Source organism: Amycolatopsis sp. YIM 10, from assembly GCF_009429145.1.
GTDB lineage: Bacteria > Actinomycetota > Actinomycetes > Mycobacteriales > Pseudonocardiaceae > Amycolatopsis.
On record NZ_CP045480.1, the window covers coordinates 2,882,932 to 2,904,874 of the forward strand.

21 protein-coding genes are annotated in these 21,943 nt (G+C 70.5%); 12 read left to right on the plus strand and 9 right to left on the minus strand.

Going from position 1 to position 21,943, the window contains the following annotated elements; translation table 11 throughout:
• Positions 1 to 33 precede the first annotated feature (33 nt).
• The 3 genes from YIM_RS14125 to YIM_RS14135 form a co-directional block, all read right to left on the minus strand.
• A complete protein-coding gene (locus tag YIM_RS14125; protein WP_153030805.1) occupies positions 34 to 1,644 on the minus strand; it encodes a succinic semialdehyde dehydrogenase in 1,611 nt (536 codons plus the stop codon).
• A 154-nt stretch (positions 1,645 to 1,798) separates the two neighbouring features.
• Entirely contained in the window at positions 1,799 to 2,728 is a 930-nt protein-coding gene (locus YIM_RS14130) for a hypothetical protein (protein ID WP_153030806.1), read from the minus strand.
• Between the two features lie 82 nt (positions 2,729 to 2,810).
• Complete coding sequence (locus YIM_RS14135; protein ID WP_153030807.1) at positions 2,811 to 3,413, minus strand: TetR/AcrR family transcriptional regulator; 603 nt, start codon at positions 3,411 to 3,413, stop codon at positions 2,811 to 2,813.
• Between the two features lie 107 nt (positions 3,414 to 3,520).
• Between YIM_RS14135 and YIM_RS14140 the strand changes: the two genes are divergently transcribed.
• The 7 genes from YIM_RS14140 to YIM_RS14165 all read left to right on the plus strand — a co-directional run bounded on the left by YIM_RS14140 (position 3,521) and on the right by YIM_RS14165 (position 8,811).
• On the plus strand, positions 3,521 to 4,669 hold the full coding sequence (locus tag YIM_RS14140) for an acyl-CoA dehydrogenase family protein (protein ID WP_153030808.1): 1,149 nt from the start codon (positions 3,521 to 3,523) through the stop codon (positions 4,667 to 4,669).
• 1 nt (position 4,670) lies between these two features.
• Positions 4,671 to 5,813, plus strand: coding sequence for a CaiB/BaiF CoA-transferase family protein (locus YIM_RS14145; protein ID WP_153030809.1), 1,143 nt, complete (start codon positions 4,671 to 4,673; stop codon positions 5,811 to 5,813).
• A gap of 258 nt (positions 5,814 to 6,071) precedes the next feature.
• Positions 6,072 to 6,239, plus strand: coding sequence for a hypothetical protein (locus YIM_RS48575; RefSeq protein WP_194240144.1), 168 nt, complete (start codon positions 6,072 to 6,074; stop codon positions 6,237 to 6,239).
• Between the two features lie 343 nt (positions 6,240 to 6,582).
• On the plus strand, positions 6,583 to 7,068 hold the full coding sequence (locus YIM_RS14150; protein ID WP_153030810.1) for a helix-turn-helix transcriptional regulator: 486 nt from the start codon (positions 6,583 to 6,585) through the stop codon (positions 7,066 to 7,068).
• A 118-nt stretch (positions 7,069 to 7,186) separates the two neighbouring features.
• Positions 7,187 to 8,017 carry a lytic transglycosylase domain-containing protein gene (locus YIM_RS14155; RefSeq protein ID WP_153030811.1) on the plus strand — a complete coding sequence of 277 codons (831 nt, stop codon included), beginning with the start codon at positions 7,187 to 7,189 and terminating at the stop codon, positions 8,015 to 8,017.
• A 77-nt stretch (positions 8,018 to 8,094) separates the two neighbouring features.
• Positions 8,095 to 8,475: a hypothetical protein gene (locus YIM_RS14160; RefSeq protein WP_153030812.1), complete on the plus strand. Its 381-nt coding sequence runs from the start codon at positions 8,095 to 8,097 to the stop codon at positions 8,473 to 8,475.
• A gap of 3 nt (positions 8,476 to 8,478) precedes the next feature.
• Positions 8,479 to 8,811 carry a DUF3817 domain-containing protein gene (locus YIM_RS14165; protein ID WP_153030813.1) on the plus strand — a complete coding sequence of 111 codons (333 nt, stop codon included), beginning with the start codon at positions 8,479 to 8,481 and terminating at the stop codon, positions 8,809 to 8,811.
• On the opposite strand, the gene YIM_RS14170 is transcribed toward YIM_RS14165, so the two are convergent.
• Entirely contained in the window at positions 8,777 to 10,201 is a 1,425-nt protein-coding gene (locus tag YIM_RS14170) for an MFS transporter (protein WP_228004713.1), read from the minus strand. The genes YIM_RS14165 and YIM_RS14170 overlap by 35 nt on opposite strands.
• Positions 10,202 to 10,349: 148 nt before the next feature.
• Here YIM_RS14170 and YIM_RS14175 point away from each other — a divergent pair, with 148 nt between their 5' ends.
• Complete coding sequence (locus YIM_RS14175; RefSeq protein WP_153030814.1) at positions 10,350 to 10,886, plus strand: TetR/AcrR family transcriptional regulator; 537 nt, start codon at positions 10,350 to 10,352, stop codon at positions 10,884 to 10,886.
• Here YIM_RS14175 and YIM_RS14180 read toward each other — a convergent pair.
• From YIM_RS14180 to YIM_RS14200, 5 genes are read right to left on the minus strand one after another with little or no spacing between them, the layout of a single operon-like run.
• Positions 10,872 to 11,723, minus strand: coding sequence for a spermidine synthase (locus tag YIM_RS14180; RefSeq protein WP_228004714.1), 852 nt, complete (start codon positions 11,721 to 11,723; stop codon positions 10,872 to 10,874). The two genes, YIM_RS14175 and YIM_RS14180, sit on opposite strands and share 15 nt — an antisense overlap.
• Before the next feature lies 1 nt (position 11,724).
• Positions 11,725 to 12,117: an adenosylmethionine decarboxylase gene (speD, locus tag YIM_RS14185; protein ID WP_153030815.1), complete on the minus strand. Its 393-nt coding sequence runs from the start codon at positions 12,115 to 12,117 to the stop codon at positions 11,725 to 11,727.
• Positions 12,107 to 13,216: a type III PLP-dependent enzyme gene (locus YIM_RS14190; protein ID WP_153036971.1), complete on the minus strand. Its 1,110-nt coding sequence runs from the start codon at positions 13,214 to 13,216 to the stop codon at positions 12,107 to 12,109. Before YIM_RS14190 ends, speD begins: the two co-directional genes overlap by 11 nt.
• A 51-nt stretch (positions 13,217 to 13,267) precedes the next feature.
• Positions 13,268 to 14,854, minus strand: coding sequence for a cation acetate symporter (locus YIM_RS14195; RefSeq protein WP_153030816.1), 1,587 nt, complete (start codon positions 14,852 to 14,854; stop codon positions 13,268 to 13,270).
• A complete protein-coding gene (locus YIM_RS14200) occupies positions 14,851 to 15,270 on the minus strand; it encodes a DUF485 domain-containing protein (protein WP_153030817.1) in 420 nt (139 codons plus the stop codon). The genes YIM_RS14195 and YIM_RS14200 overlap by 4 nt, the downstream gene beginning before the upstream one ends.
• A gap of 851 nt (positions 15,271 to 16,121) precedes the next feature.
• Between YIM_RS14200 and YIM_RS14205 the strand changes: the two genes are divergently transcribed.
• From YIM_RS14205 to YIM_RS14220, 4 genes are read left to right on the plus strand one after another with little or no spacing between them, the layout of a single operon-like run.
• Entirely contained in the window at positions 16,122 to 20,162 is a 4,041-nt protein-coding gene (locus YIM_RS14205; protein ID WP_153030818.1) for a nitrate- and nitrite sensing domain-containing protein, read from the plus strand.
• Entirely contained in the window at positions 20,159 to 20,608 is a 450-nt protein-coding gene (locus YIM_RS14210; RefSeq protein WP_153030819.1) for a roadblock/LC7 domain-containing protein, read from the plus strand. Before YIM_RS14205 ends, YIM_RS14210 begins: the two co-directional genes overlap by 4 nt.
• A gap of 7 nt (positions 20,609 to 20,615) precedes the next feature.
• On the plus strand, positions 20,616 to 21,275 hold the full coding sequence (locus YIM_RS14215) for a DUF742 domain-containing protein (protein ID WP_153030820.1): 660 nt from the start codon (positions 20,616 to 20,618) through the stop codon (positions 21,273 to 21,275).
• 28 nt (positions 21,276 to 21,303) lie between these two features.
• Positions 21,304 to 21,876, plus strand: coding sequence for an ATP/GTP-binding protein (locus YIM_RS14220; RefSeq protein WP_153030821.1), 573 nt, complete (start codon positions 21,304 to 21,306; stop codon positions 21,874 to 21,876).
• Positions 21,877 to 21,943: the final 67 nt, after the last annotated feature.

Sequence of the window (21,943 nt, forward strand, 5' to 3'; positions counted from 1 at the left end):
GGGCAACCGGCCCAGGACGCCGCCGGTCAGGCGTCAGCGGGGCAGGCGCCGCAAGGCTTTCATGCTCGAAGTCATGCTCTTCACCCAGAGCTTCGGCGGCAGGCCGCGGAACGGGCGCAGCTTCAGCCCGCGCTGCACCGCGATCGACTGCGCCTCGGTGTACTTGAGCAGCCCTTCGGCCCCGTTGCGACGGCCGAAGCCGGACTCCTTCATCCCGCCCATCGGCACGCCGACGCTGCCGAAGGTGGCCGCGTAGCTCTCGTTCACGTTGACCGTGCCCGCCTTCAGCCGCGCCGCCACGGCCGCGCCCGCGCGGGTGTCGCGGCACCACACGCTCGCGTTGAGGCCGTAGACGGTGTCGTTCGCGCGGTCCACCGCGTCGTCGATCTCGGTGTAGCCGTAGATCGACACCACCGGGCCGAAGGTCTCCTCGGCGAACAGCTTCGCGGCCGGGGTGACGTCGGTGAGCACGGTCGGCGCGTAGAACAGCGGGCCGACGTCGGGCCGGGGATGCCCGCCGGTGAGCACGGTCGCGCCGTTGGCCCGCGCGTCGTCGACGTGCGCCGAGACGGTGGCCAGCTGGCTTTCCGAGGTCAGCGAGCCCATGTCGGCGGAGTGGTCGAGCTTCGCGCCGAGCCGCAACGCCTCGGTCTTCGCCACGAAGGCCCTGGTGAACTCCTCGCGAATGCTTTCGTGGACGTAGATCCGCTCGACCGAGACACACAGCTGCCCGGCCGAGGAGAAGCAGGCGGTGACCGCGCCGGCGGCGGCCTTGGCCGGGTTCGCGTCCGGCAGCACGATCATCGGGTTCTTGCCGCCGAGTTCGAGCGAGTACCCGGTCAGCCGCCCGGCGACCTGCTCGGCCAGCCGCTTGCCGGTCGGCGTGGACCCGGTGAAGCAGAGGTAGTCGGACTCCTCGACCAGCGCGTCGCCGATCGCCGAACCCCGGCCGAGCACGATCTGCCACACCCCGGCGGGCAGTCCGGCCTCCTCGGCGAGTTCGTGCAGCCAGAGCGCGGACAGCGCGGTCTGGTTGTCCGGCTTCTGCACCACGGTGTTGCCCGCCGCCAGCGCGGGCAGCACGTCCATCGCGGTCAGCGCGAGCGGGTAGTTCCACGGGGTGATCACGCCGATCACGCCCTTGGGGTGGCGGATCTCGCCCGCCTTGGTGAGCACCGGGATCACCCCGGCGGCGCGGCGCGGGGAGAGGATGCGCGCGCTGTGCTTGCCGTAGTAGGCGGCGACCAGCGCCGAGCCGCTGACCTCGTCGAAGGCGTCCATCCTTGCCTTGCCCGCCTCGACCTGGACCAGGTCGAGCACCTCGTCCTGGCGTTCGAGCAGCAGGTCGTGCAGGCGGATGAGGATGCGCTGGCGCTCGGTCACCGGCACCGCCGCCCAGGCGCCCTGCGCGCTCCGGGCCGCGGCGAAGGCGGCGCGGGCCTCGGTGTCGTCCGCCTGGGGCAGCGCCGCGGTGATCAGGCCGGTGAACGGCGAGGTGATCTCGGCGGGCGCCCGGTCCGCGCCGCCGGTGGCGCGGCGGACCAGCTGGGCCGCCCGCGCGGCCGAAGGCGCGCCGACCACGCCGCCCACGGTGCTCGGCCGGGAAGACTGCTGACCGGTGGGCGCTGGCGTGGTGCTGGTCATGAGCGGCTCCGTTCCGTGGCGAGGTTACTCGTCAGTACAGCATACCGTCGGTAGGCGGAACGAATCCGTAGAACATGAATCAACCTCACGTTACCCTGGGGGTGGGTGCCATGAACGGTCCAACCGGTTGGACCGTTCATGGCAGCGAGGGGTGCTACTTGGGCGGTTCCTCGCCCTGGCCCTTCTTTTCCGCGCCTTCTGCCTCGGCCTCAGTCTCGTCTTCGGCCGGTGCTTCCACCGGCTCCTTCGCCGGTTCGGCTTCGGGGGTCGCCGCCAGTGATTCGGTCGTCGCCACCTGGGTGAACGGCGAGATGTACGGCTCGGGCGCGGGCGGTCCGGCAGGTGCGGGCGGCGGTGCGTGCGGCGGCTGGTGCGCCATCGGCGGCGCGAATCCGTGCGGGGGAGTCTTCGGCTCCAGGTACATCTGCACGCCCGGCGCCGCCACCGCGACCCGCCGGTCGGGATTGGGCAGCCAGGCGACCAGCAGCGCGAGCAGCGCCACCCCGCCACCGCAGACCAGCACCCACAAACCGGTGCCGAGCGTGTACACCGTCCGGAACGAGGTGCGGCCACCTTCGTCCACTGTGGCCATGCTCTGCAGGCTCGACGCGGTCAGCGCGACCATCCACACCGCGATCGCCGAGGCCGCGGTCGCCGTGCTGAGCAGCAGCCGCGAACCCGCGCGCACCCCGGCGCTCGCGCGGCGGCCCGCCGAGGCGACCGTGACGAACGCGCCGATCAGCAGCACCGCGGCGGCGACGGTCAGCACGATGCCGAACCGCGGCGGGTGCGCGCCCTCGGTCTCGTCGAAGGACGGCCCGTCGTCGGAGAGTTCCTGGATGATCCACTCCCAGCCGGTGGTCTGCTGGGAGAAGCTCGCCTCGCCGTCGGTGACGATCTGGTATTCGGTGTAGGGCAGGAAACTGCCGAAGATCAGCAGTCCGGCGGCCACCAGTGCGAGCACACCGGCCGCCACCGAGAACCCGTGCACGCCGGGGCGCCGCGGCGGCGGGGGTGGTGGCTGGTGGTACGGCTGGAACTGCGGCGGCATCGCCGGTGGCGGCGGGGTCGCGCCTGCGGTCATCGAGGACTCCTGTCAATCCTGGGGACGTCCTCACCATCGCGGGAAACCACCCGGACCGTAGCCGGACCGCGACCTTCGAGACCTAACCGTGCTCGTACAGGAAAACCGCGACCCGCTTCCACTCGTCGAGCAACTGCTTGCGCCGCTTGGGGTCCCCGCCCAGTTCGGCGTCCAGCGCCAGGCCCCTGGTGAGGTTGACGGTCAGCCAGAACAGCACCTCGGCCCGCTCCCGCGGCAGGTCACCGGCCACCGCCGAGATCTGCTCCAGGGTGGAGCGGCCCAGCGCCCGGTCGACCGGCCGGATCGCCGCGCGCAGTTCGTCGTCGGTGCGCGCGGCCACCCACAGTTCGGTGACCGCGGTGGCCAGCGTGCCCGAGTAGCCCTCCCAGAGCAGGTCGATCGCCACCGGGATGCCGTCCGCGCCCGAAGGCAGGCGTTCCAGCGAGGCGGCCAGCTCGGACTTCAGCCGGTTCGTCAGGTGCTCCACGGCGGCGGCCATCAGCTCCGCCTTGGCCGAGAAGTGGTGCTGCACGGCGCCCTTCGACACCCCGGCCCTGGCGCAGATCTCCTGCACCGAGGTGCGTGCGTAGCCGAGTTCGACCAGGCAGTCGATGGTCGCGTCGAGCAGGGCGGTCCGGGTGGCCGCCCGTCGCTCCGCCTGCGTGCGATGTGTTGTGCCGGTCACAGCGAAAACCCCGTTCCGGTGGGCTTTACCCGACCTGGGCTCCAGATGTACATTCCGAGCAGAACTTACATTCCGATTGGCATGTTTTCCAGTCCGGAGGGTCCGCCGTGCCACTGCAGATTCAGAAGAGCTCATGGAGCAACCCCGATCTCGAGGACTTCCGCGACCTCGCGCGCACCTTCTGCCAGAAGGAACTGGTGCCCAACCAGGAACGCTGGATGGCGGAGAAGAAGGTCGACCGCGAGCTGTGGACCAAGGCCGGTGAGGTCGGCCTGCTCGCGCTCTCCATCCCGGAGGAGTACGGCGGTGGCGGCGGCACCTTCGCCCACGAGGCCGTGCTCTACGAGGAGCAGGCCCGCTGCGGGGACGGTGCCTGGGGAGTCACGGTGCACAACGGCATCGTCGCGCACTACCTGCTGCACTACGCGACCGAGGAGCGCAAGCGCGAGTGGCTGCCGAAGTTCGCCTCGGGCGAGTTCGTCGGCGCGGTCGCGATGACCGAACCGGGCACCGGCTCCGACCTCCAGAGCATCAAGACCCGCGCGGTCCGCGACGGGGACGAGTACGTGCTCAACGGCGCCAAGACCTTCATCACCAACGGCTACCACGCCGATCTGGTGGTGGTCGCCTGCAAGACCGATCCGGATGCCGGGGCGCAGGGCGTCTCGCTGATCGCGGTCGAGACCGACACGCCGGGCTTCCGGCGCGGCCGGGTGCTGGACAAGGTCGGGCTCAAGGGCCAGGACACCGCCGAGCTGTTCTTCGACGACGTGCGCGTGCCCGCGGCGAACCTGCTCGGTGAGGAGGGCCAGGGCTTCATCCAGCTGATGCAGCAACTGCCGCAGGAGCGGCTGATCATCGCGGTCACCGCGGTGGCCGGCATGGAGGCGGCGATCGACCAGACCATCGCCTACACCAAGGACCGGACCGCCTTCGGCAGGCCGATCTTCAAGTTCCAGAACACCAAGTTCAAGCTCGCCGAGGCGGCCACCGAGGCTGCCGTCGCCCGCGCCTTCCTCGACCAGTGCGTCGAGCGCCACCTCAGGGGCGAGCTGGACGTGCAGGGCGCGGCGATGGTGAAGCTGTGGACCACCGAGCGGATCAACAAGGTGGTCGACGACTGCCTGCAGCTGTTCGGCGGCTACGGCTACATGACCGAGTACCCGATCGCGCGGGCCTGGGCGGACATCCGGATCTCCCGGATCTTCGGCGGGACCAGCGAGATCATGAAGGAAATCATCTCGAGGACGCTCTGACATGCCCGACAAGACCGGCCCGCTCGCCGGGCTCAAGGTGATCGAACTGGCCGGGCTCGCGCCCGCGCCGTTCGCCTGCACGATCCTGGCCGACCTCGGCGCGGACGTGATCCGGGTGGATCGCGCCAAGCCGGGGGAGGACGTGCTGGGTTTCTCGTACGACCCGCTGATGCGCGGCAGGCGGACGATCGGCGTGAACACCAAGACGCCGGAGGGCGTGGAGCTGGTGCTCAGGCTGACCGACCGCGCCGACGTGCTGATCGAGGGCTTCCGGCCGGGCGTGGCCGAGCGGATGGGACTGGGCCCGGAGCAGGTGCGCGCCCGCAACCCGCGGCTGGTCTACGGCCGGATGACCGGCTGGGGCCAGGACGGCCCGCTGGCGCCCGCCGCCGGGCACGACATCAACTACATCGGCCTGGCCGGTGCGCTGGAGCCGGTCGGCCGGGCGGGGGAGCGGCCGGTGCCGCCGCTGAACCTGGTCGGCGACTTCGGCGGTGGCGGGCTGCTGCTGGCGATGGGTGTGCTGGCGGCGCTGTACGAGCGCACCTCGTCCGGGCAGGGCCAGGTGGTCGACGCCTCGATGGTGGAGGGGGCGGCCCTGCTCACCACGCACCTGCACGGGCTGCGGGCGGCCGGGGTGTGGCCGGGCGAGCGCGGCGACAACATGCTCGACGGCGGCGCGCCCTTCTACGACACCTACGAGACCGCCGACGGCAAGTACGTGGCGGTCGGCGCGATCGAGATGCGGTTCTGGGCGGACCTGGTCAAGGTGCTCGGGCTCGACCCGGCCGAGCTGCCGGTGCACGTCGACAAGAACGAGTGGCCGAGGCTGCGCGAGATCCTCACCGAGGCGATCGGCAAGCACACCAGGGACGAGCTGGTGGCCAAGGCCGAGGGCACCGACGCCTGCCTGACCCCGGTGCTCTCGCCGTGGGAGGCGGCCGAGCACCCGCACAACCGGGCGCGCGGCACCTTCGTCGAGATCGGCGGGGTGGTGCAGCCCGCGCCGGCGCCGAGGTTCGACCGGACCCCGGCCGCGACGCCGGAGGCACCGCACGACAAGGGCGCCGACACCGACGAGGTGCTGGCGGAGTTCGGCGTGACCGAAGTGGACGAGCTTCGGAATGCGGGAGTCATTAGTTAACGTGCGGTAACCGCGGGTGGTCGGAACACGCTCGGTCAGCTCGGTTCACCATCGAGTGCCGGGCGTGTCCGACCGGGTAATCGGGCCGTGGACTTCTACACTGCGTAGGAGATCGTCACCTACTCGGCGTGAACGGTAGTGCGCATTGGCGTGAAAGCCTGTTCGAATCGGGTGCGCGGGGGCAGGATGACGGTCGAAGATGGGTTTGGACTACGGCGACGCTGAGCGCGTGGCCCCCGGGGACCTCAGGATGGAGCCATGTCGCCGCAAATCAAGAAGATTCTGCTCGTCGGCGTCGTCGCGCTCGTGTTGTTCCTGCTGATCACCCAGCCCACGCAGTCCGCGGAGGCGGTGCAGACCGCGCTCGGCTGGCTGCGTGACGGCGCCGAAGCCATCGTCACCTTCGTGAAGAGCCTGTTCGCCTAGGCGGGGGCGACACCGCCGACACCGTCCACTTCGGCCGGCCCCGCGTGTGCGACGCGGGGCCGGCCGAAGTTGTGCCCGGATAGGGCGAATTCACTCTGAGTCACCATTCCCAGATTTCGGGCGGATCGCTCGACCATCCGGGTGGATATCGACGATTAATGTACTGGTAGACCGATTCATCTACGGCAAACACTGGCGGAAGCGGGGCCGTGCCCCCTACGGTGCTCACATTGCGTGATCGTCTGGTTCTCATGGACCCGCGTCCGGTTCCTCGTTTCGAACAAAGCCCTCAGCTGTTCGACCCGGGCTGAACCCAACGCGGCGCATGAGTAAGGAGGCAGGGATGACCGGGGATCCCGGAGTGGACGCGTTGATCCAGCAGTGGGCCGCCGAGCGTGAGCAGAGCGCCGAAGAGCGCGAGGCGGATCGGATCGCTTCGGCTTGGCTCGCCGACATGCCGCAGGCCCCGCCGGGTATTCCCGGGCAGCGGGCGCGCACCGGCTCGACCGGATGGGCGCCGCTCGAGGCCGCCGACCCCGGTTACGTGGAAGCCATGCGCGGCAGGCTGCCGGAGGTTCCGGTGGAACTGCTCAGCGCCGCCGCCGGCTGGTGGCAGATGATCGGCCCGGTGGCCGAGGCCGAGAAGTGGTGGGACGCCGGGCTCAGCCCGCTCGACCAGCGCGCGCTGGACTACCGCGCGGCCGGGCTCACCCCGGCCGACCTCGGCAAGCGGCTCGGCCCGATGACCGTGCTCCAGCACCTGCGCCGTGGCAGCGCACCCGCGTGGTGCGTGGCCAGGCTGGCCCGCCAGCGCCGCGACGCGGGCTGAGGCCGTCCACCTGGCGGCTTCCCACCTGGCGAGCCGCGTCCGCGGCAGCGCGCCCGTAACGCTAGCCTGCGCCGAGTCGTTGTCCTGACGAAGTCGGTGTGGCTGGAGGGTTCGCGAGTTGACCACCAAGGTCCGATCCGGAGCGGCTGCTGTCGCCGGGCGAGCGGGAATCGTGACCGCGGTGCTCGCGGTGGCCGGAGCCGGCGTGTGGGTGGTCGCCAAGGCCAGCGTGCCCGAGGCGGGCCCGATCACCACCGAGATCCCGGCACTGCAGGTGCAGGCCGCGCCGGTGGAGCCGGGCACGCTCGCCCCGGTGGACGCTTCGGTCGGCGGGGCGCAGCAGCAGGGCCAGCCCCAGCAGCGGTCCACCGCCGACCTGCTCACCGACTGGTCGCAGCGGGCGGCGCCGGTGATGGGCGTGCCGGCGCGGGCGTTGCGGGCCTACGGCAACGCCGAGCTGGCGGCGCGGGCGGAACTGCCCGGCTGCAAGCTCTCCTGGGCCACGCTGGCCGGGATCGGGCGGATCGAGTCCAACCACGGGCAGTACGGCGGGGCCGCGCTCGGCGCCGACGGCCTGCCGTCGAAGCCGATCATCGGGGTGCCGCTGGACGGCTCGCCGGGCGTCAAGGCGATCGGCGACACCGACGGCGGCCGCTTCGACGGGGACTCCACGCACGACCGCGCGGTCGGCCCGATGCAGTTCATCCCGAGCACCTGGGCCAAGTACAACTCCGACGGCAACGGTGACGGCGTCGGCGATCCGCAGCAGATCGACGACGCCGCACTGGCCGCCGCCCGCTACCTCTGCGCGGGCGGGCGCGACATGGCGGCCGCCCAGGGCTGGTGGGCCGGGATCATGTCGTACAACAACTCGATCGAATACGCGCAGAAGGTCTTCGGCCTGGCCGACGGCTACGCCAAGTCCGCGCGGACGCTCACCTCGAACTGACCCGGGCCAATCGGGCATATCGGCACCAGGTGTGCGGTGGCTCACCCGGACGGGGGTGCTAGCGTCGAAGGGTGTCCATGGCCACGTCCCCCATCGCCCGGCGCCTGGCGATCGCCGGGGTCTGCCTGCTGAGCCTGGTGCTCTGCTGCGGGCTGGCCTGGTGGCAGTGGGAGAAGTTCTCCTCCGCCAACGGCACCTTCCAGAACCTGGGTTACGTGTTGCAGTGGCCGCTGTTCGGCTTGTTCCCGGCGTTCATGTTCTGGCGCATCCGGCAGATCCGGCTCCGCGCGGAGGCGAACCCGCCCGCCGAGGCGCCCGCGCCCGAGCCGAAGCCGGTTCGCCTACCGCAGCCGCGGGCTTCCCGTGAGCAGCCGCTGGACCCCGAGGACGCCGAACTGGCGGCGTACAACGCGTATCTCGCCGAACTGGCGGCACGCGACGAAGAAAGCAGGAAGTAGCAGATGGTGAGCACCGAGAAGCGCGCCGCCGACCTGCGCGGGCCGCTGACCCGGTTCCGCGTGGCGGCCTACGTCACCGGCGTCGGCCTGCTCGGCCTGGTCGTGGTGATGATCTGGCGCTACGTGTTCGACAACCCCGGCCCGTCGGCGGTGTACTCGCCGATCCACGGTGTGGTCTTCATGGTCTACGCCGCGCTCACCATCGACCTGGCGATCAAGGCCCGCTGGTCGTGGAAGGCGGTGGCCGGTGTGCTGCTGGCCGGCTGCGTTCCGTTTGTGTCCTTTGTGGTCGAACGCAAGGTCACCGCGAAGACGCAGGCGGGCGAGCGGCTGTAACTCCCTTCCGCCGGAAGGTCAGCGCCACCAGCAGGGTGCCGGTGGCGATCACGGCGGCCGCGGTGAACGCCGCGGTCATGCCCTCGGTCAAGCCGATCGCACCGTCCGAGTTCCGCGAAGCCACCCCGAACACGGTCACCAGCACGGCCAGTCCCACGGCCGACCCGAGCTGCTGCATGGTCTGCAGCACCCCGCCCGCCGCCCCGGCGTCCTCCTGGCGCGCGCTCGCCATGATGATCACGTTGAGCGGGGTGAACGCGGTGCCCGCGCCCAGCCCCATCAGCAGCATCGGGCCGAACAGGCCGGGGAAGTAGGCGGTGTCCGGGGTCAACCCGGTCAGCCAGCCGAGCCCGGCGATCATCAGCAGGCAGCCGGTGACCGCGAGCGCCTTCGGCCCGAACCGGGGCAGCAGCCGCGGCACGAACCGGCTCAGCCCGAACACCGCCCCGGCCATCGGCAGGAAGGCGAACCCGGTGGCCAGCGGCCCGAACCCGCTCAGCTCCTGCATGAACTGGGTGAGGAAGTAGAACATCGACATCATCGCCATCGGGCCGAAGAAGAAGTTGAGGTAGGCCGCCGCGCGATCCCGGTCGGCGAACAGGCCCAGCGGCATCAGCGGTTGCCGCGTGCGCAGTTCGACCAGCACAAAAATCGCCAGCAGCACGAGCCCGCCGGCCAGGCACAGCACGGTCACGCCGTGGGTCCAGCTGTCGGTGGCGGCGTGGTTGAAGCCGTAGACCAGCGTCGCGATGCCGAGCGTGGCCAGCAGTGCGCCGGGCAGGTCGAGCCGGGCGCGGGTGCGGGGTGGTTCGGCCACGTACCGCGTGGCGAGCAGGCAGACCGCGATGCCGAACGGCACGTTGATGAACAGCGCCGCGCGCCACGAGAACCAGTCGGTGAGCAGGCCGCCGACCAGCAGCCCGAGCGCGAACCCGCCGCTGGCGACGCTGGTGAACAGGGCCAGCGCCCTGGTGCGGGCGGCGGGTTCGGTGAAGGTGGTGGTGATCAGCGCGAGCGTGCTCGGCCCGGCGGCCGCGGCGCCGACGCCCTGCAGCACACGCGCGGCGACCAGCCAGAACGCCGAGTCGGCGAGGCCGCCGAGCAGGGAGGCGGCGGTGAACACGGCGACGCCGGAGACGAACAGCCGCCGCCTGCCGAACAGGTCACCCGCGCGGCCGCCGAGCAGCAGCAGACCGCCGAAGACCAGGCTGTACGCGGTGATCACCCAGGACAGGCCGGTCGGGCTGAAGCCGAGTTCGGCCTGGATGCCGGGCAGCGCCACGTTCATCACGGTGACGTCGAGGATGAGCATGAGCTGCGCGGTGAGCACGGTGGCCAGCGCCAGGCCCGGCCGGGTGGCCGGAGGTGCCGGAAGTGTGGGTGTGGACACGAAGTTGTCTCCAAGCGGATGCGGGAACCCCAGAGAACCTAAGCGGAGAGATTCTCCGCTTGGTCTTGGGGTTAGCATAAGGAGAGAGTCTCCGCTTCCGCAAGCCTAACCGGAGAATCTATCCGCTTAGCTGACGAGGAGGTCGCCGATGCGGGCCGACGCACGCCGCAACTACGAGCGGATCGTCGCCGTCGCGCGGGAGCTCTTCGCGGCGAAGGGCACCGACGTGCCGCTCGACGAGGTGGTCAAACGGGCCGGGGTCGGCGCGGGCACGCTGTACCGGCACTTCCCGAATCGCGACGTGCTGGTCGAGGCGGTCTACCGCGAGGAGATCGGGGCGGTCGCCGACCACGGCCGCAAGCTCGCGGCCGACGCCGCGCCCGAGGACGTCATGTTGCTCTGGTTCCGGGAGCAGGTCCGGTTCTTCACCCGCAAGAAGGGGCTGACCTTCGCGCTCAGGGCGTCGCTGGACCAGGAGCACGAGGTGTTCTCCTGGGCGCACGGAGTGCTGCACGAGGTCGCGGACGAGGTGCTCGCCGCCGCGCGGGGACACGTCCGGCCCGAGGTCACCACGGTGGACCTGCTGCGACTGGGGCACGGCCTGTGCGTCGCCACCGAGCGCGCGACGCCCGAGGAAGCCGAGCGGATGCTGGAGATCGTGGTCAGCGGCCTACGCCCGGCCTGAGTGCCGCACCGAGTACGGCGGCACGGTGCCGCCGCGCAGGGTTTCGGCGTCCACTGAGGACGGACGGTAGGGCAGGGTGGCCAGCCGCGCGGTCATCGTCGCCACCGGGTCCGGCAGCGCGTCGGGGCGGCCGGACAGGAACGCCCACTCGTGCTCGTCCGATCCGAAGTAGACTGTGGTGCCGAAGACCTCGGTGAACCGGTGGTACAGCGCGAGCAGGGTCTCGTTGCGCCAGAGCGTCGGACAGCCCGCCTGGCAGCAGACCACCCCGCCGGGCGCCAGCACGTTCGCGCACCGGCGCAGGAAATCCTTGCTGTACAAGCGGTTGTGCTGTGCCGCCGGATCGGTGTTCTCGTCCGGAAGGTCGATCACCACCAGGTCGTAGCGGTGCTCGGTCTCGGCGAGGAAGGACCAGCCGTCCCGGTACCACACGCGCGCGGTGTCCGTGCCGGCTTCGGCGTCGGCGAGTTCGGCGGGGGAGTAGCCGTATGGCAGGTGCTCGGCGCAGGCCCGCACGGCCTCGGTGTCGATGTCGACGTGGTCCACGAACGCCCCGGCGGCCACCGCGATCTGCGTGGCGACGCCCTCGCTGGAGCCGACCACCAGCACGCGCGACCGGCCGTCGGCGAGCAGGAGCGGCGGCACCATCAGTGCCTCGTGGTAGACGAGCTGGCTGGCTTCGGTGCTCTGCCGCTCGTCGTCGCAGAACAGCGAGACGCCCTGCGCGGTCCGCGCGATCACCAGGTGCTGGTAGGAGGTGCGGGTGTCGAGCAGCACCTCGTCCAGCTCCCACACCCTGGTCAGCCCGGCACCCACCGGCTCGACGACGCTCGCCAACTCAGCTCCCGATGTTGTTGTGCGGCAACACCACTCGGTGCCCGCGGTCGACTGTGGACGAGATGACCGAACGCGTGCCGAGTGCTTCGGCGAGCAGGCGCACGGCCAGTTCCGGGTCGGCGCGTTCCCCGCAGGTGAACACGTCGACGAACATCGCGCCCAGCTCCGGATAGGTGTGCACGGAGGCGTGGGACTCGGCGAGCATGGCCAGCACGGTCACGCCCTGCGGCTCGAACCGGTGGGCCTGCGTGCCCAGCACGGTCGCCCCGGCCGACTCCATCACCTCGCGCAGCGTGGCCCGCAGGAACGCGGCGTCGTCCAGCAGCGCCGGGTCGACCTCGTGCAGTTCGGCCAGCACGTGCCTGCCCGCGAACAGTCCCACCTCAGCCGTCATCTTCCACCCCCGTGCCAAGACAATACGTGCGCAGCGGCGGGATCCCGTTGAAGGCCACCGAGGAGTAGCTCGCGGTGTACGCACCGGCGTCGAGAATGTCCAGCCGGTCACCACCGCGCAGCGAGAGCGGCAGCCGGTACGGGGTGCGCTGGTAGAGCACGTCGTCACCGTCGCAGGTCGGCCCGGCCAGGATCACCGGGCCCGTCTCGGCCGACTGCGCGCCGAGCGGGACGAGCCGGTAGGCGATGGCCTCGTTCTCCGTCTCGGCCAGGCCGTTGTACCGGCCCACGTCGAGATAGACCCAGCGGTGATCATCCACAGTGGACTTACGGGCGACCAGCACCACTTCGGTGCGGATCAGCCCGGCGGTGGCCACCAGCGCCCGGCCCGGCTCCATCAGCAGTTCCGGCAGTCCGTCCGGGAAGTGCCGTCCGAGCGAGCCGAAGATGGCGTCGGCGTACTCGGCCGGTGCCGGGGCGCCCTCGCGATAGGTGGTGCCGAGGCCGCCACCGAGGTTGAGCCGGCGCAGCGGCACCTCGGCGGCGATCTTCGCCGCCGCCGCGATCCCGGTGTCCCAGGCCAGCGGGTCCAGCTGCTGTGAACCGACGTGGAAGGCCACCCCGGCCGCGTCGAGCCCCAGCTCGGCGGCCCGCTTCAGCAGGGCCAGCGCCAGTTCCGGTTCGCAACCGAACTTCCGGCCGAACGGGGTGACCGAGTCCGGGCCGTCCACCAGTATGCGCACCGACACCGACGCACCGGGCGCGTGACGGGCCAGGTTTTCCAGGTCCTCTTCGGCGTCGAAGACGAAGTCGCGGACGCCCGCCGCGTACGCGCCCGCGATGTCGGCGGGCTTCTTGATCGTGTTGCCGTAGGACAGTGCCGACGGTGACGCACCGCACGACAGGCACAGCTCGATCTCCGCCGGGCTCGCCACGTCGAACCGCGACCCGGCCGCGACCAGCGCGCGCACCACCGCGGGCTCGGGGTTCGCCTTCACCGCGTAGTACAGCGATACCCCGTCGAACAGCGCGGACAGCTCGCGGTAGCGGGCGCGCACCACGTCGACGTCGACCACCAGGCACGGCGTCGGCGGGTCCATCCGCTCCAGGAAGTCCCGGATCCGATCAGCACTCACCCGATCGAGGGTAGGTCAGCTGCCGATGCCGGTGATCGAGCGGACCTCCATCTCGGCCTGCTTGCGCGGATCGGCCCGCTCACCGAGCAGGGTGCCGACGATGCCGCAGAGGAACGAGAACGGGATGGACACCAGGCCGGGGTTCTTCAGCGGGAACCAGTTGAAGTCCACCAGCGGGAACAGCGAGTCCGGCGTGCCGGAGACCACCGGCGAGAACAGCACCAGCACCAGGCACGCGGCCAGCCCGCCGTAGATGCCCCACAGCGTGCCGGTGGTGTTGAACCGCTTCCAGAACAGGGAGTACAGCAGCGTGGACAGGTTCGCCGAGGCCGCCACCGCGAAGGCGAGCGCGACCAGGAAGGCCACGTTCTGCCCGCTGGCCAGGATGCCGCCGGCGATGGCGAGCACGCCGATCACCACCGCGGTGATCCGCGCCACCCGCACCTCCTGCCGTGGCTCGGCCTTGCCGTCCTTGAAGATGTTGGCGTAGACGTCGTGCGCGAACGAGGCGGACGCGGTGATGGTCAGCCCGGCGACCACGGCCAGGATGGTGGCGAAGGCCACCGCGGCCACCACGCCGAGCAGCAGCGTGCCGCCGATGTGCAGGGCCAGCAGCGGGGCCGCCGAGTTCTCGCGGCCCGGTGCGCCGAGGATCTCGTCGGAGCCGACCAGTGCCGCCGCGCCGAAGCCGAGCACCAGCGTGCAGAGGTAGAAGACCAGCATGCAGGCGGTCGCCCAGACCACCGACCGGCGGGCCTCCTTCGAGTTGGGCACGGTGTAGAAGCGCATCAGCACGTGCGGGAGCGCGGCCGCGCCGAGGATCAGCGCGATGGACAGCGAGACGAAGTCGAGCTTGCTGGTCTCGGTGGCACCGTAGAGCCCGCCCGGTTCGAGCAGGGCGTCGCCCATCGGGCTGTTGTCCGCGGCCGACGAGAGCAGGTTCGAGAAGCTGAAGCCGAACTTGCCGAACAGGAACACCGTCATCAGCGCCACGGTCAGGATCAGCATGGCGGCCTTGATGATCTGCACCCAGGTAGTGCCCTTCATCCCGCCGACCAGCACGTAGAGCACCATCACCAGGCCGACGACACCGATCACCAGCGCCTGGCCGAACCCGCTTTCGATGTCCAGCAGCAGGGCGATCAGCCCGCCGGCGCCCGCCATCTGCGCGAGCATGTAGAACAGCGAGATCACCAGTGTCGAGGTGGCCGCGGCGGCCCGCACCGGACGTGGGCGCATCCGGAAGCTGAGCACGTCGCCCATGGTGAACCGGCCGGTGTTGCGCAGCAGCTCGGCGATCAGCAGCAGGTCGACCAGCCACGCGACGAGGAACCCGATGGAGTAGAGGAATCCGTCGTACCCGTGGATCGCGATCGCCCCGGCGATACCCAGGAAGGACGCGGCGGACAGGAAATCACCCGAAAGTGCGATGCCGTTCTGCCGTCCGGTGAAGGCGCTGCCCGCGGCGTAGTAGTCCGAAGTGGACGAGCTGCGGCTGCTGACCCGGTAGACCACGTACAGGGTGATCGCGACGAACAGGGCGAACACCGCGATGTTCACCACCGGATCGCTCTCCGGCACCCCGGCGGCGAGCGCGCTCACCGGTCCACGCTCCGGCGGATCGCGGCCACCTGCGGGTCGAGGCGCCGGTTGGCGAAGCGCAGGTAGGCGGCGGTGATCAGCACGGTGGAGGCGAACTGGGCGAGGCCGAGCAGCATCGCCACGTTCACCGAGCCGAACACGCGGGTGCTCATGAACTCGTGCGCGTAGGCCGCCAGCAGCACGAACGCCAGGTACCAGGCGAAGAACAGCAGGCTGACCGGGAAGATGAACCGGCGCAGCCGCGAGCGCAGGCCGGTGAACTCCGGGCTGCGCTGGATCGCCTCGTAGTCCGGCCCGGTCCGCTCGGCGGGCTCGTCACGGAGCAGCGACGGGCCGGGGCCGCCGAACATGATCGGGAGCTGCCCGGTGTCCTCCATGGCATTCCGGGCGTGGGGCTCGTTGGTGAGCTCCGGCATCGTTCCTCCTACACGAGCGTGGGCGGCGGTCATCGTAACTACGGCGGGCGCGGGCCCGGAAAGCGACCGGAACTGAATCGGTGGAGCCCGAAAAATGATCTTCGCTGGGCCGGGAAAACGCGAAAAAATGCGCCGTGTCACACGAATTAGTGAAGGTCGTGGTGACGCACTGTTCTTTTTTGGGGTGGCCTGTACGGCATCGGCGGCCCTGTTCCGGATATGTGTCACCCGGCTGGATCGCCACAGGTGACCGTGGTTGTGTGTACTCCGGAGCCGGCGCCACCCCGCCGCGTCCCGCGTGCTCCGCCGGGAATGATTCTCCATTTGCGACAGTGGATGGAAAGAAGATCCCAGCCCCCGTTGAACTCGGATCAACACCACAACATCGGGGATAAATTGCAGCTCAAGTCCGGTACTAGTGGCACGGTAGGTATGAGTTTGCCGGTGGTGACAGCGCGTGCTGGGCTATGTGGGTGACACGGCGTTCGGGGAAAGGGGTGACGTCTGTAACCGGAATTGGGGCCGCCGCCCGTCCGGGTGCGCAAAGCTCGGGCACCGGGTCGCCCCGAACGCCATTTTTGCAGGTCAGTCGCTGTTTGCTGAGCCGTTCGAACAATCACACTATTGGTGTACGATTCCGGCACCACGCTGACTTTTGTGATCGATTGGGTGCTGCTGTTGTCCCCGTGCACGTGCAGATGGCATGTTGCGTTGTGCCGTGCATCCGCCCGGGGCGATGCACGAGCCGCAGCAGCTGAGCGAAGCCGGTGGCCGCACGCCGGGTGTGGATCGACGTGCTCGACGATGGCGAACAGGGAGTCACTTTCGTGACTGGTGCAGGAGAAGGCCAAGTGCCTGTTGGAAAGCTGCTCGGCCGGCCACCCCGGAGGCCGTCCAGATGGCGCTCGCTGACCCGCTGGCGCGACTGGAACCTGCCGGTCAAGCTGGCCGCGGTGACGCTGGTGCCGATCCTCATCGCGATCGTGCTCGGCGTGCTGACCATCGGTGGCCAGGTGGAGCGCTCGAGCAGCTACCAGCGGATGGACCGGCTGGTCGCGCTCGGCGGCGAGATCCGGACCACGCTGGAACACCTGCAGGCCGAGCGCGTGCGCACGGCCGAGCTGCTGGTGCAGACGACGGTGCGGGATTCGCCGGAACTGGCCGGGATCCGCCTGCGCACCGACGGCGCGCTGCCCGGACTGGACTCCGCGATCGAGCGGGCCACCACGCTGGACTCCGGCGTGGTCGGCCCGGCCAAGGAAGCCGACGCGCAGATCTCGCGGCTGACGCAGATCCGCACCCAGGTGGACGGCGGGCAGCTGGAACCGGCCGAGGCGATCACCGAGTACACCGCGGTGGTCACCGGACTGCTCAAATTGGACACCGCGCTCACCGCGGGCGTCAGCGACGACGCCATCGGCGGCACACCGACCGCGCTGCACGACCTGCTGGTGGCCAAGGAAGAGGTGTCGCTGGGGCAGGCGCTGGTGAGCTACGGCATCGCCCGCGGCACGCTCTCGCCGTCCGAGCTGAACCAGCTGCGCACCACCGAGGTGCGCCTGGCCGACCGGCTCGCCGACTTCCGCGCGGCGGCCTCGCAGGAGCAGCGCCAGGACTTCGACACCACGGTCGCCGGGCCCAGCTTCGAAACCCGCGACACGCTGGTCCGCAGCGCGCTGGGGGAGCAGGGCCGGTCGCCGGAGGAGGCGCTGCGCGAGACCTCGGCGCAGCAGTGGACGGACAGCTCGACCGCGGTCGGCTCCCGCCTTTCCGAGGTCAGCAGCCGGATCGGCGGTCAGCTCGGCGCGGTGTCGGCGAACCTGGCCGACAAGGCCAGCACCGGTGCCGGGGTGCTCACCGTGTTGTTGTTCGCCGCGCTGGTGCTCGCCGCCGCGGTGGTCTTCCTGATCACCCGTCAGCTGCTGCGCTCGCTGCGGGTGCTGCGGGCCAGTGCGCTGGACATCGCCGAGCGGCAGTTGCCCGGCGCGGTGGAGAACATCCAGGAGGGGCGCCCGCAGAGCACCGACGTGCAACCCGTTCCGGTGACGGCCAAGGACGAGGTCGGCGAGGTGGCCCGCGCCTTCGACGCGGTGCACAGCCAGGCGCTGCGCCTCGCCGTGGAGCAGGCCGCGATGCGCACCGGGTACAGCAGCGTGTTCGTCAACCTCTCGCGTCGCAGCCAGAGCCTGGTGCAGCGCCAGCTGCAGCTGATCGAGCGGCTCGAGCGCGACGAGGAGGACGCCGACCAGCTGGCCACGCTGTTCCAGCTGGACCACCTGGCCACCCGGATGCGCCGCAACAACGAGAACCTGATGGTGCTCTCCGGCGCCGAACCGGCCCGCCGGTCCGGCCAGCCGGTGTCCACAACGGACATGTTGCGGGCCGCGGTCTCGGAGATCGAGCAGTACCAGCGGGTTGTCGTGCAGCCGCCGCCACCGGCCAGGGTGGTCGGGTACGCGGCCAGCGACCTGATGCGCCTGATCGCCGAACTGCTCGACAACGCCACCGCGTTCTCCGCGCCGGAGACCCAGGTGACCGTGGCGACCCGGCTCTCGGAGGACCGGGTGCTCTCGGTCGACATCCTGGACAAGGGCATCGGGATGAACGAGGCGGAGGTCACCGAGGCCAACACCCGGTTGACCGAAGCCGGTTCGGTCGACCTGGCCACTTCGCGCCGGATGGGCCTGTTCGTGGTCGGCAGGCTGGCCGGGCGGCACGGGATCGGCGTGGTGCTGCACGGCGGCCGGGACATCGTCGGCGTGCGCGCCACCGTGACCGTGCCCGCCGAACTGGTGATGGACGCGATCCCCGGCACCGGCACCCGGCCGCGCCTGGAACCGCGGTCCGCGCCGGCGGTCAGCCAGCCCGCGGGCGCGCTGCCGCGCCGGAAGGCCAACGGTGCCAACCGGTCCGGGGTGCTGCCCGCCTCGTCTTCGGTGCCCGCGCCCGCCAAGGGCAGTGCGCTGGAACGACGGCTGAGCGGGGAGGAGGCGCCGTCGCCGGCGGAGATCTCCGGTACCGCGTTGTTCAGCCCGGTCACGCCGACCGAAGAGATCCCGGTGACCGTGGTGCCGGGACCTTCGGAAGCCCCGGAGCCCGCGCCGGAGGCCGAAGCCGCGCCGCTGACGTCGAAGCCGAAGCCCGCCGAGAGCGACAGTGAAGCCACGCTGCCCAGCGGCAAGGCACTTTTTGTGTCCAATCAGGACATCGCGCCCACCCGCGGGGTGCTCAGCGACTGGTGGGCGGCCGCGGTCACCCCGGAGCCAAGGCCGGAGCCGGAGCCGGACCTGCCGGAGAACACGCCGATCTTCGACGCGATGCTGTCGGCTTGGTTCCGCAAGAGCGAACCGGCCGAGGAAGTCGCGGCGCCGAACGGCAATCCGGTCACTTCCGAAGCCGCGGCCCCGGAAGAGGAGCCGACTCCGGAGAAGCAGGCCGAACCGGTGAAGGCCGAGGCCAAGCCCGAGTGGGACTTCCCGTCCGACGAGAGCTGGCGGACCGTGGAGGCGGTGTCCAAATCGGAGCCGTCGAGCTTCACCGCGGCCGGGCTGCCCCGGCGGCGGCGAGGGGAGAAGCTGCTGCCCGGCAGCGCGGCGGCGTCCACCCCGGTGCCGGTCGTCAAGGGCACCGATCTCCCGGTGCGGGACCCGGCGAACGTGCGGGGGCGGCTGAGCAGCTTCCAGCAGGGCGTCAACCGGGGCCGCCAGGAAACCGGCAGGGCGATGCCGGAGGAGGCGCCGGCCGAGGTGCCCGCCATCGCCCAGGTCCCGCTGGGCCCGGCGCCCGCCCCGGAATCCCCTTCGCCTTCGAAGGCGAGCACCAAGCCCGAGCCGAACGCCGAGTCCACCCCGGAACCCCACAGGCGACGCCCCACGGCTGGAACCAAGGCCGCCGCCGGGACGAAGGCAAGCACTGGGGCCGGAACCAGGGAAGGCACCACCACCGGAGGCAAGGCGGGCGCCAATGCCGCGGTCAGGGCTGCCACCGAGGCAGGCGCTGAGGCCGAAGGCAAGACGGGCACCACCGCCGGATCCAGGGCTGGCACCAAGTCGGGGGCCAACGCCAGGACGAGGGCAGGCAGCAAGGCCGGAGCGAAAGCCACGGCAGCGGATGCCGAAGCGGGGACCAACGCCGGATCTGCCGCCAACGCAGGAGGCGAGGCAGGCACCAAGGCCAGCGCGGGCGCGGCCGGAGCTACGGCAGCCACCGCGGCGAAAGCCGAGCCAGGCACCAAAGCCGGAGCCAAGACAGGCCCCAACGCCGAGACGAAAGCCGCCACGGAGACGGGCGCCGAAGCCGGAACCAAGCCGGGCACCGGAACCAAGCCGGGCGCCGAAGCCGGTGCGAAGCCGGGCAGCGAGGCCAGGGCTGGGCAAGGCGCCGAAGCCAAGCGGGGCAACGAAATCGGGACCAAGGCAGGCACCGGAGCCGGGGCCAAGCAGGGAGCCGAAGCCGGAACCGCGCCGGGTACCGAGACCGGGGCCAAGGCAGGCGCCGGAGCCACCGAGGCCATCGAGGCCGCCCAGGCCACCGCGGCCACCGCGGCCGAGCCGAAGGCGGGCGCCACCGCGGCCGCCGCCCAAGCCCAAGCCGGGGCGCAGCCTGCCTCCAAGGGGTTCGGGACCGACGAGGGCTGGCAGGCGGCGCAGGCGGTCGCCGAGGCGACGCCGTCCAGTTTCACGGCGGCGGGCCTGCCGCGCCGCCGGCGTGGTGAGCACCTGGTACCGGGCAGCGCCGCACCCGCTACCCCGGCCGCCGCACCGCGGCCGGGTCGTGACCCGCATGATGTGCGCGGCCGGTTGAGCAGTTTCCAGCAGGGCGTCCGCCGCGGGCGGCACCACAACGCTCAGGCCGCCGCGGACGGGAAAACAGAGAAAGTGGAGGGTGAATGACTTCCCCTAGTTCGGCCCAGCCCCAGAACCAGTTCGGCTGGCTGGTCAACGACTTCGCCGAGCGGGTCCCCGGTGTCGCGCACGCCGTGGTGGTCTCGGCCGACGGACTGCTGCTGACCGCGTCCAACCGGCTGCCGCTGGACCGGGCCGACCAGCTCGCCGCCGTGGCCTCCGGCCTGGTCAGCCTGACCCAGGGCGCGGCACGCTGCTTCGAAGCCGGCGCGGTCAACGAAACCGTGGTGGAGATGGAACTCGGCATCATGGTGCTGATGTCCATCAGCGACGGTTCGTGCCTGGCCGTGCTCGCCGCCCCGAACTGCGACATCGGCCAGGTCGCCTACGAGATGACCATGCTGGTCGACCGGGTGGGGCAGATCCTCACGCCGGAACTCCGCGCCCAGTTGCAGGGAGCGGGCGGTTCGCTGATCGGCGAGCCGGTGGGATGATGTCCCGATGAGCACGGGACCGGGATACGGGCGTGAGCGGGACGACGGCACCTTCGCCGACGTCCTCAACGGCTTCACCCTGGATTCCGGTCGTGGACGTCGTAAGCGCAAGAAGGACAAGGACGGTCATGCTCATGTTCAGTCAGCTGACGCACCACCGCCTGAAACGCGGGGGACGGCGATGACGCCCCCACCGGCGCCGGTCGCCGAGATCCTCGCCCCGCCCAACCCGCTCTTCGACACCGGGCAGCAGCAGCGCGTGCCGCCCCACGGCCACCCCGCCTACCAGCCCCCGCCCGTGCCGGAGCCGCCGTCGGCGGCCGAAGAGACCGCCATCGTCCGCCCGTACGCACTGACCGGCGGGCGCACGAAGGCCAACTACGTGCTCGAACTGGAGACCCTGATCTCCACGAACACGGAGGAGGTCGCCTCCTTCGTGCCCGAGCAGATCGAGCAGACCTCGATCGTGGAAGAATGCCGGACTCCCCGTTCCGTCGCGGAGCTCGCCTCGACGTTGCGGGTGCCGCTGGGGGTGGCCAGGGTCCTGATCAGTGATGCCGCGGACGCCGGCCTGGTCATCGTGCACAAGACCGCCTCCGGCAGCGAGAACGACGAGGCACATCTGATCTTGATGGAAAGGGTTTTGAGTGGACTCCGTCGGCTTTAAGGCTCCGCGGGAGAGCGCGCCCGGCACCATGACCTCGGCGAAGATCGTGGTGGCCGGCGGTTTCGCCGCCGGCAAGACGACCTTCGTCGGGTCGGTGTCGGAGATCGTGCCGCTCACCACCGAGGCGATGATGACCGAGGCCAGTACCGGCGTCGACGACCTGCGGGCGACGCCGAACAAGGCCACCACCACGGTGGCGATGGACTTCGGCCGCGTCTCGCTGGACTCGGACCTGATCCTGTACCTGTTCGGCACGCCGGGGCAGCAGCGCTTCTGGTTCATGTGGGACGACCTCGTGCGCGGTGCGATCGGGGCGGTGGTGCTGGCCGACACGCGCCGCCTGGCCGACTCGTTCGCCCCGGTGGACTTCTTCGAGGACCGCGGCCTGCCCTACATCATCGGCCTGAACTGCTTCGACGGTGAGCTGCAGCACGACGTCGAGGACGTGCGCGAGGCGCTCTCGATCGATCCGAGCGTGCCGATCGTCAAGTGCGACGCCCGTGATCGCGAATCCACCAAGCAGACCCTGATCACCATGGTCGAGTACGCCATGCGCCAGTGGCTGGCCCGCCGCGGCGGGGTGACGGCCGGGGTCCGGTAGAACTCTGGTGAATCTGCTCACACGATGGTGGCGGCCTTCAAAATAGTAGGAAGTCCAAGTATTTTGG

Bases quoted from the DNA above. Each gene is read 5' to 3' on its own strand.
- YIM_RS14125 (WP_153030805.1), bottom strand. From the start codon at position 1,644: ATGACCAGCACCACGCCAGCGCCCACCGGTCAGCAGTCTTCCCGGCCG.
- YIM_RS14130 (WP_153030806.1), bottom strand. From the start codon at position 2,728: ATGACCGCAGGCGCGACCCCGCCGCCACCGGCGATGCCGCCGCAGTTC.
- YIM_RS14145 (WP_153030809.1), top strand. From the start codon at position 4,671: ATGCCCGACAAGACCGGCCCGCTCGCCGGGCTCAAGGTGATCGAACTG.
- YIM_RS48575 (WP_194240144.1), top strand. From the start codon at position 6,072: ATGTCGCCGCAAATCAAGAAGATTCTGCTCGTCGGCGTCGTCGCGCTC.
- YIM_RS14150 (WP_153030810.1), top strand. From the start codon at position 6,583: ATGACCGGGGATCCCGGAGTGGACGCGTTGATCCAGCAGTGGGCCGCC.
- YIM_RS14160 (WP_153030812.1), top strand. From the start codon at position 8,095: ATGGCCACGTCCCCCATCGCCCGGCGCCTGGCGATCGCCGGGGTCTGC.
- YIM_RS14165 (WP_153030813.1), top strand. From the start codon at position 8,479: ATGGTGAGCACCGAGAAGCGCGCCGCCGACCTGCGCGGGCCGCTGACC.
- YIM_RS14175 (WP_153030814.1), top strand. From the start codon at position 10,350: ATGCGGGCCGACGCACGCCGCAACTACGAGCGGATCGTCGCCGTCGCG.
- speD (WP_153030815.1), bottom strand. From the start codon at position 12,117: ATGACGGCTGAGGTGGGACTGTTCGCGGGCAGGCACGTGCTGGCCGAA.
- YIM_RS14190 (WP_153036971.1), bottom strand. From the start codon at position 13,216: ATGGACCCGCCGACGCCGTGCCTGGTGGTCGACGTCGACGTGGTGCGC.
- YIM_RS14200 (WP_153030817.1), bottom strand. From the start codon at position 15,270: ATGCCGGAGCTCACCAACGAGCCCCACGCCCGGAATGCCATGGAGGAC.
- YIM_RS14210 (WP_153030819.1), top strand. From the start codon at position 20,159: ATGACTTCCCCTAGTTCGGCCCAGCCCCAGAACCAGTTCGGCTGGCTG.
- YIM_RS14215 (WP_153030820.1), top strand. From the start codon at position 20,616: ATGAGCACGGGACCGGGATACGGGCGTGAGCGGGACGACGGCACCTTC.
- YIM_RS14220 (WP_153030821.1), top strand. From the start codon at position 21,304: ATGACCTCGGCGAAGATCGTGGTGGCCGGCGGTTTCGCCGCCGGCAAG.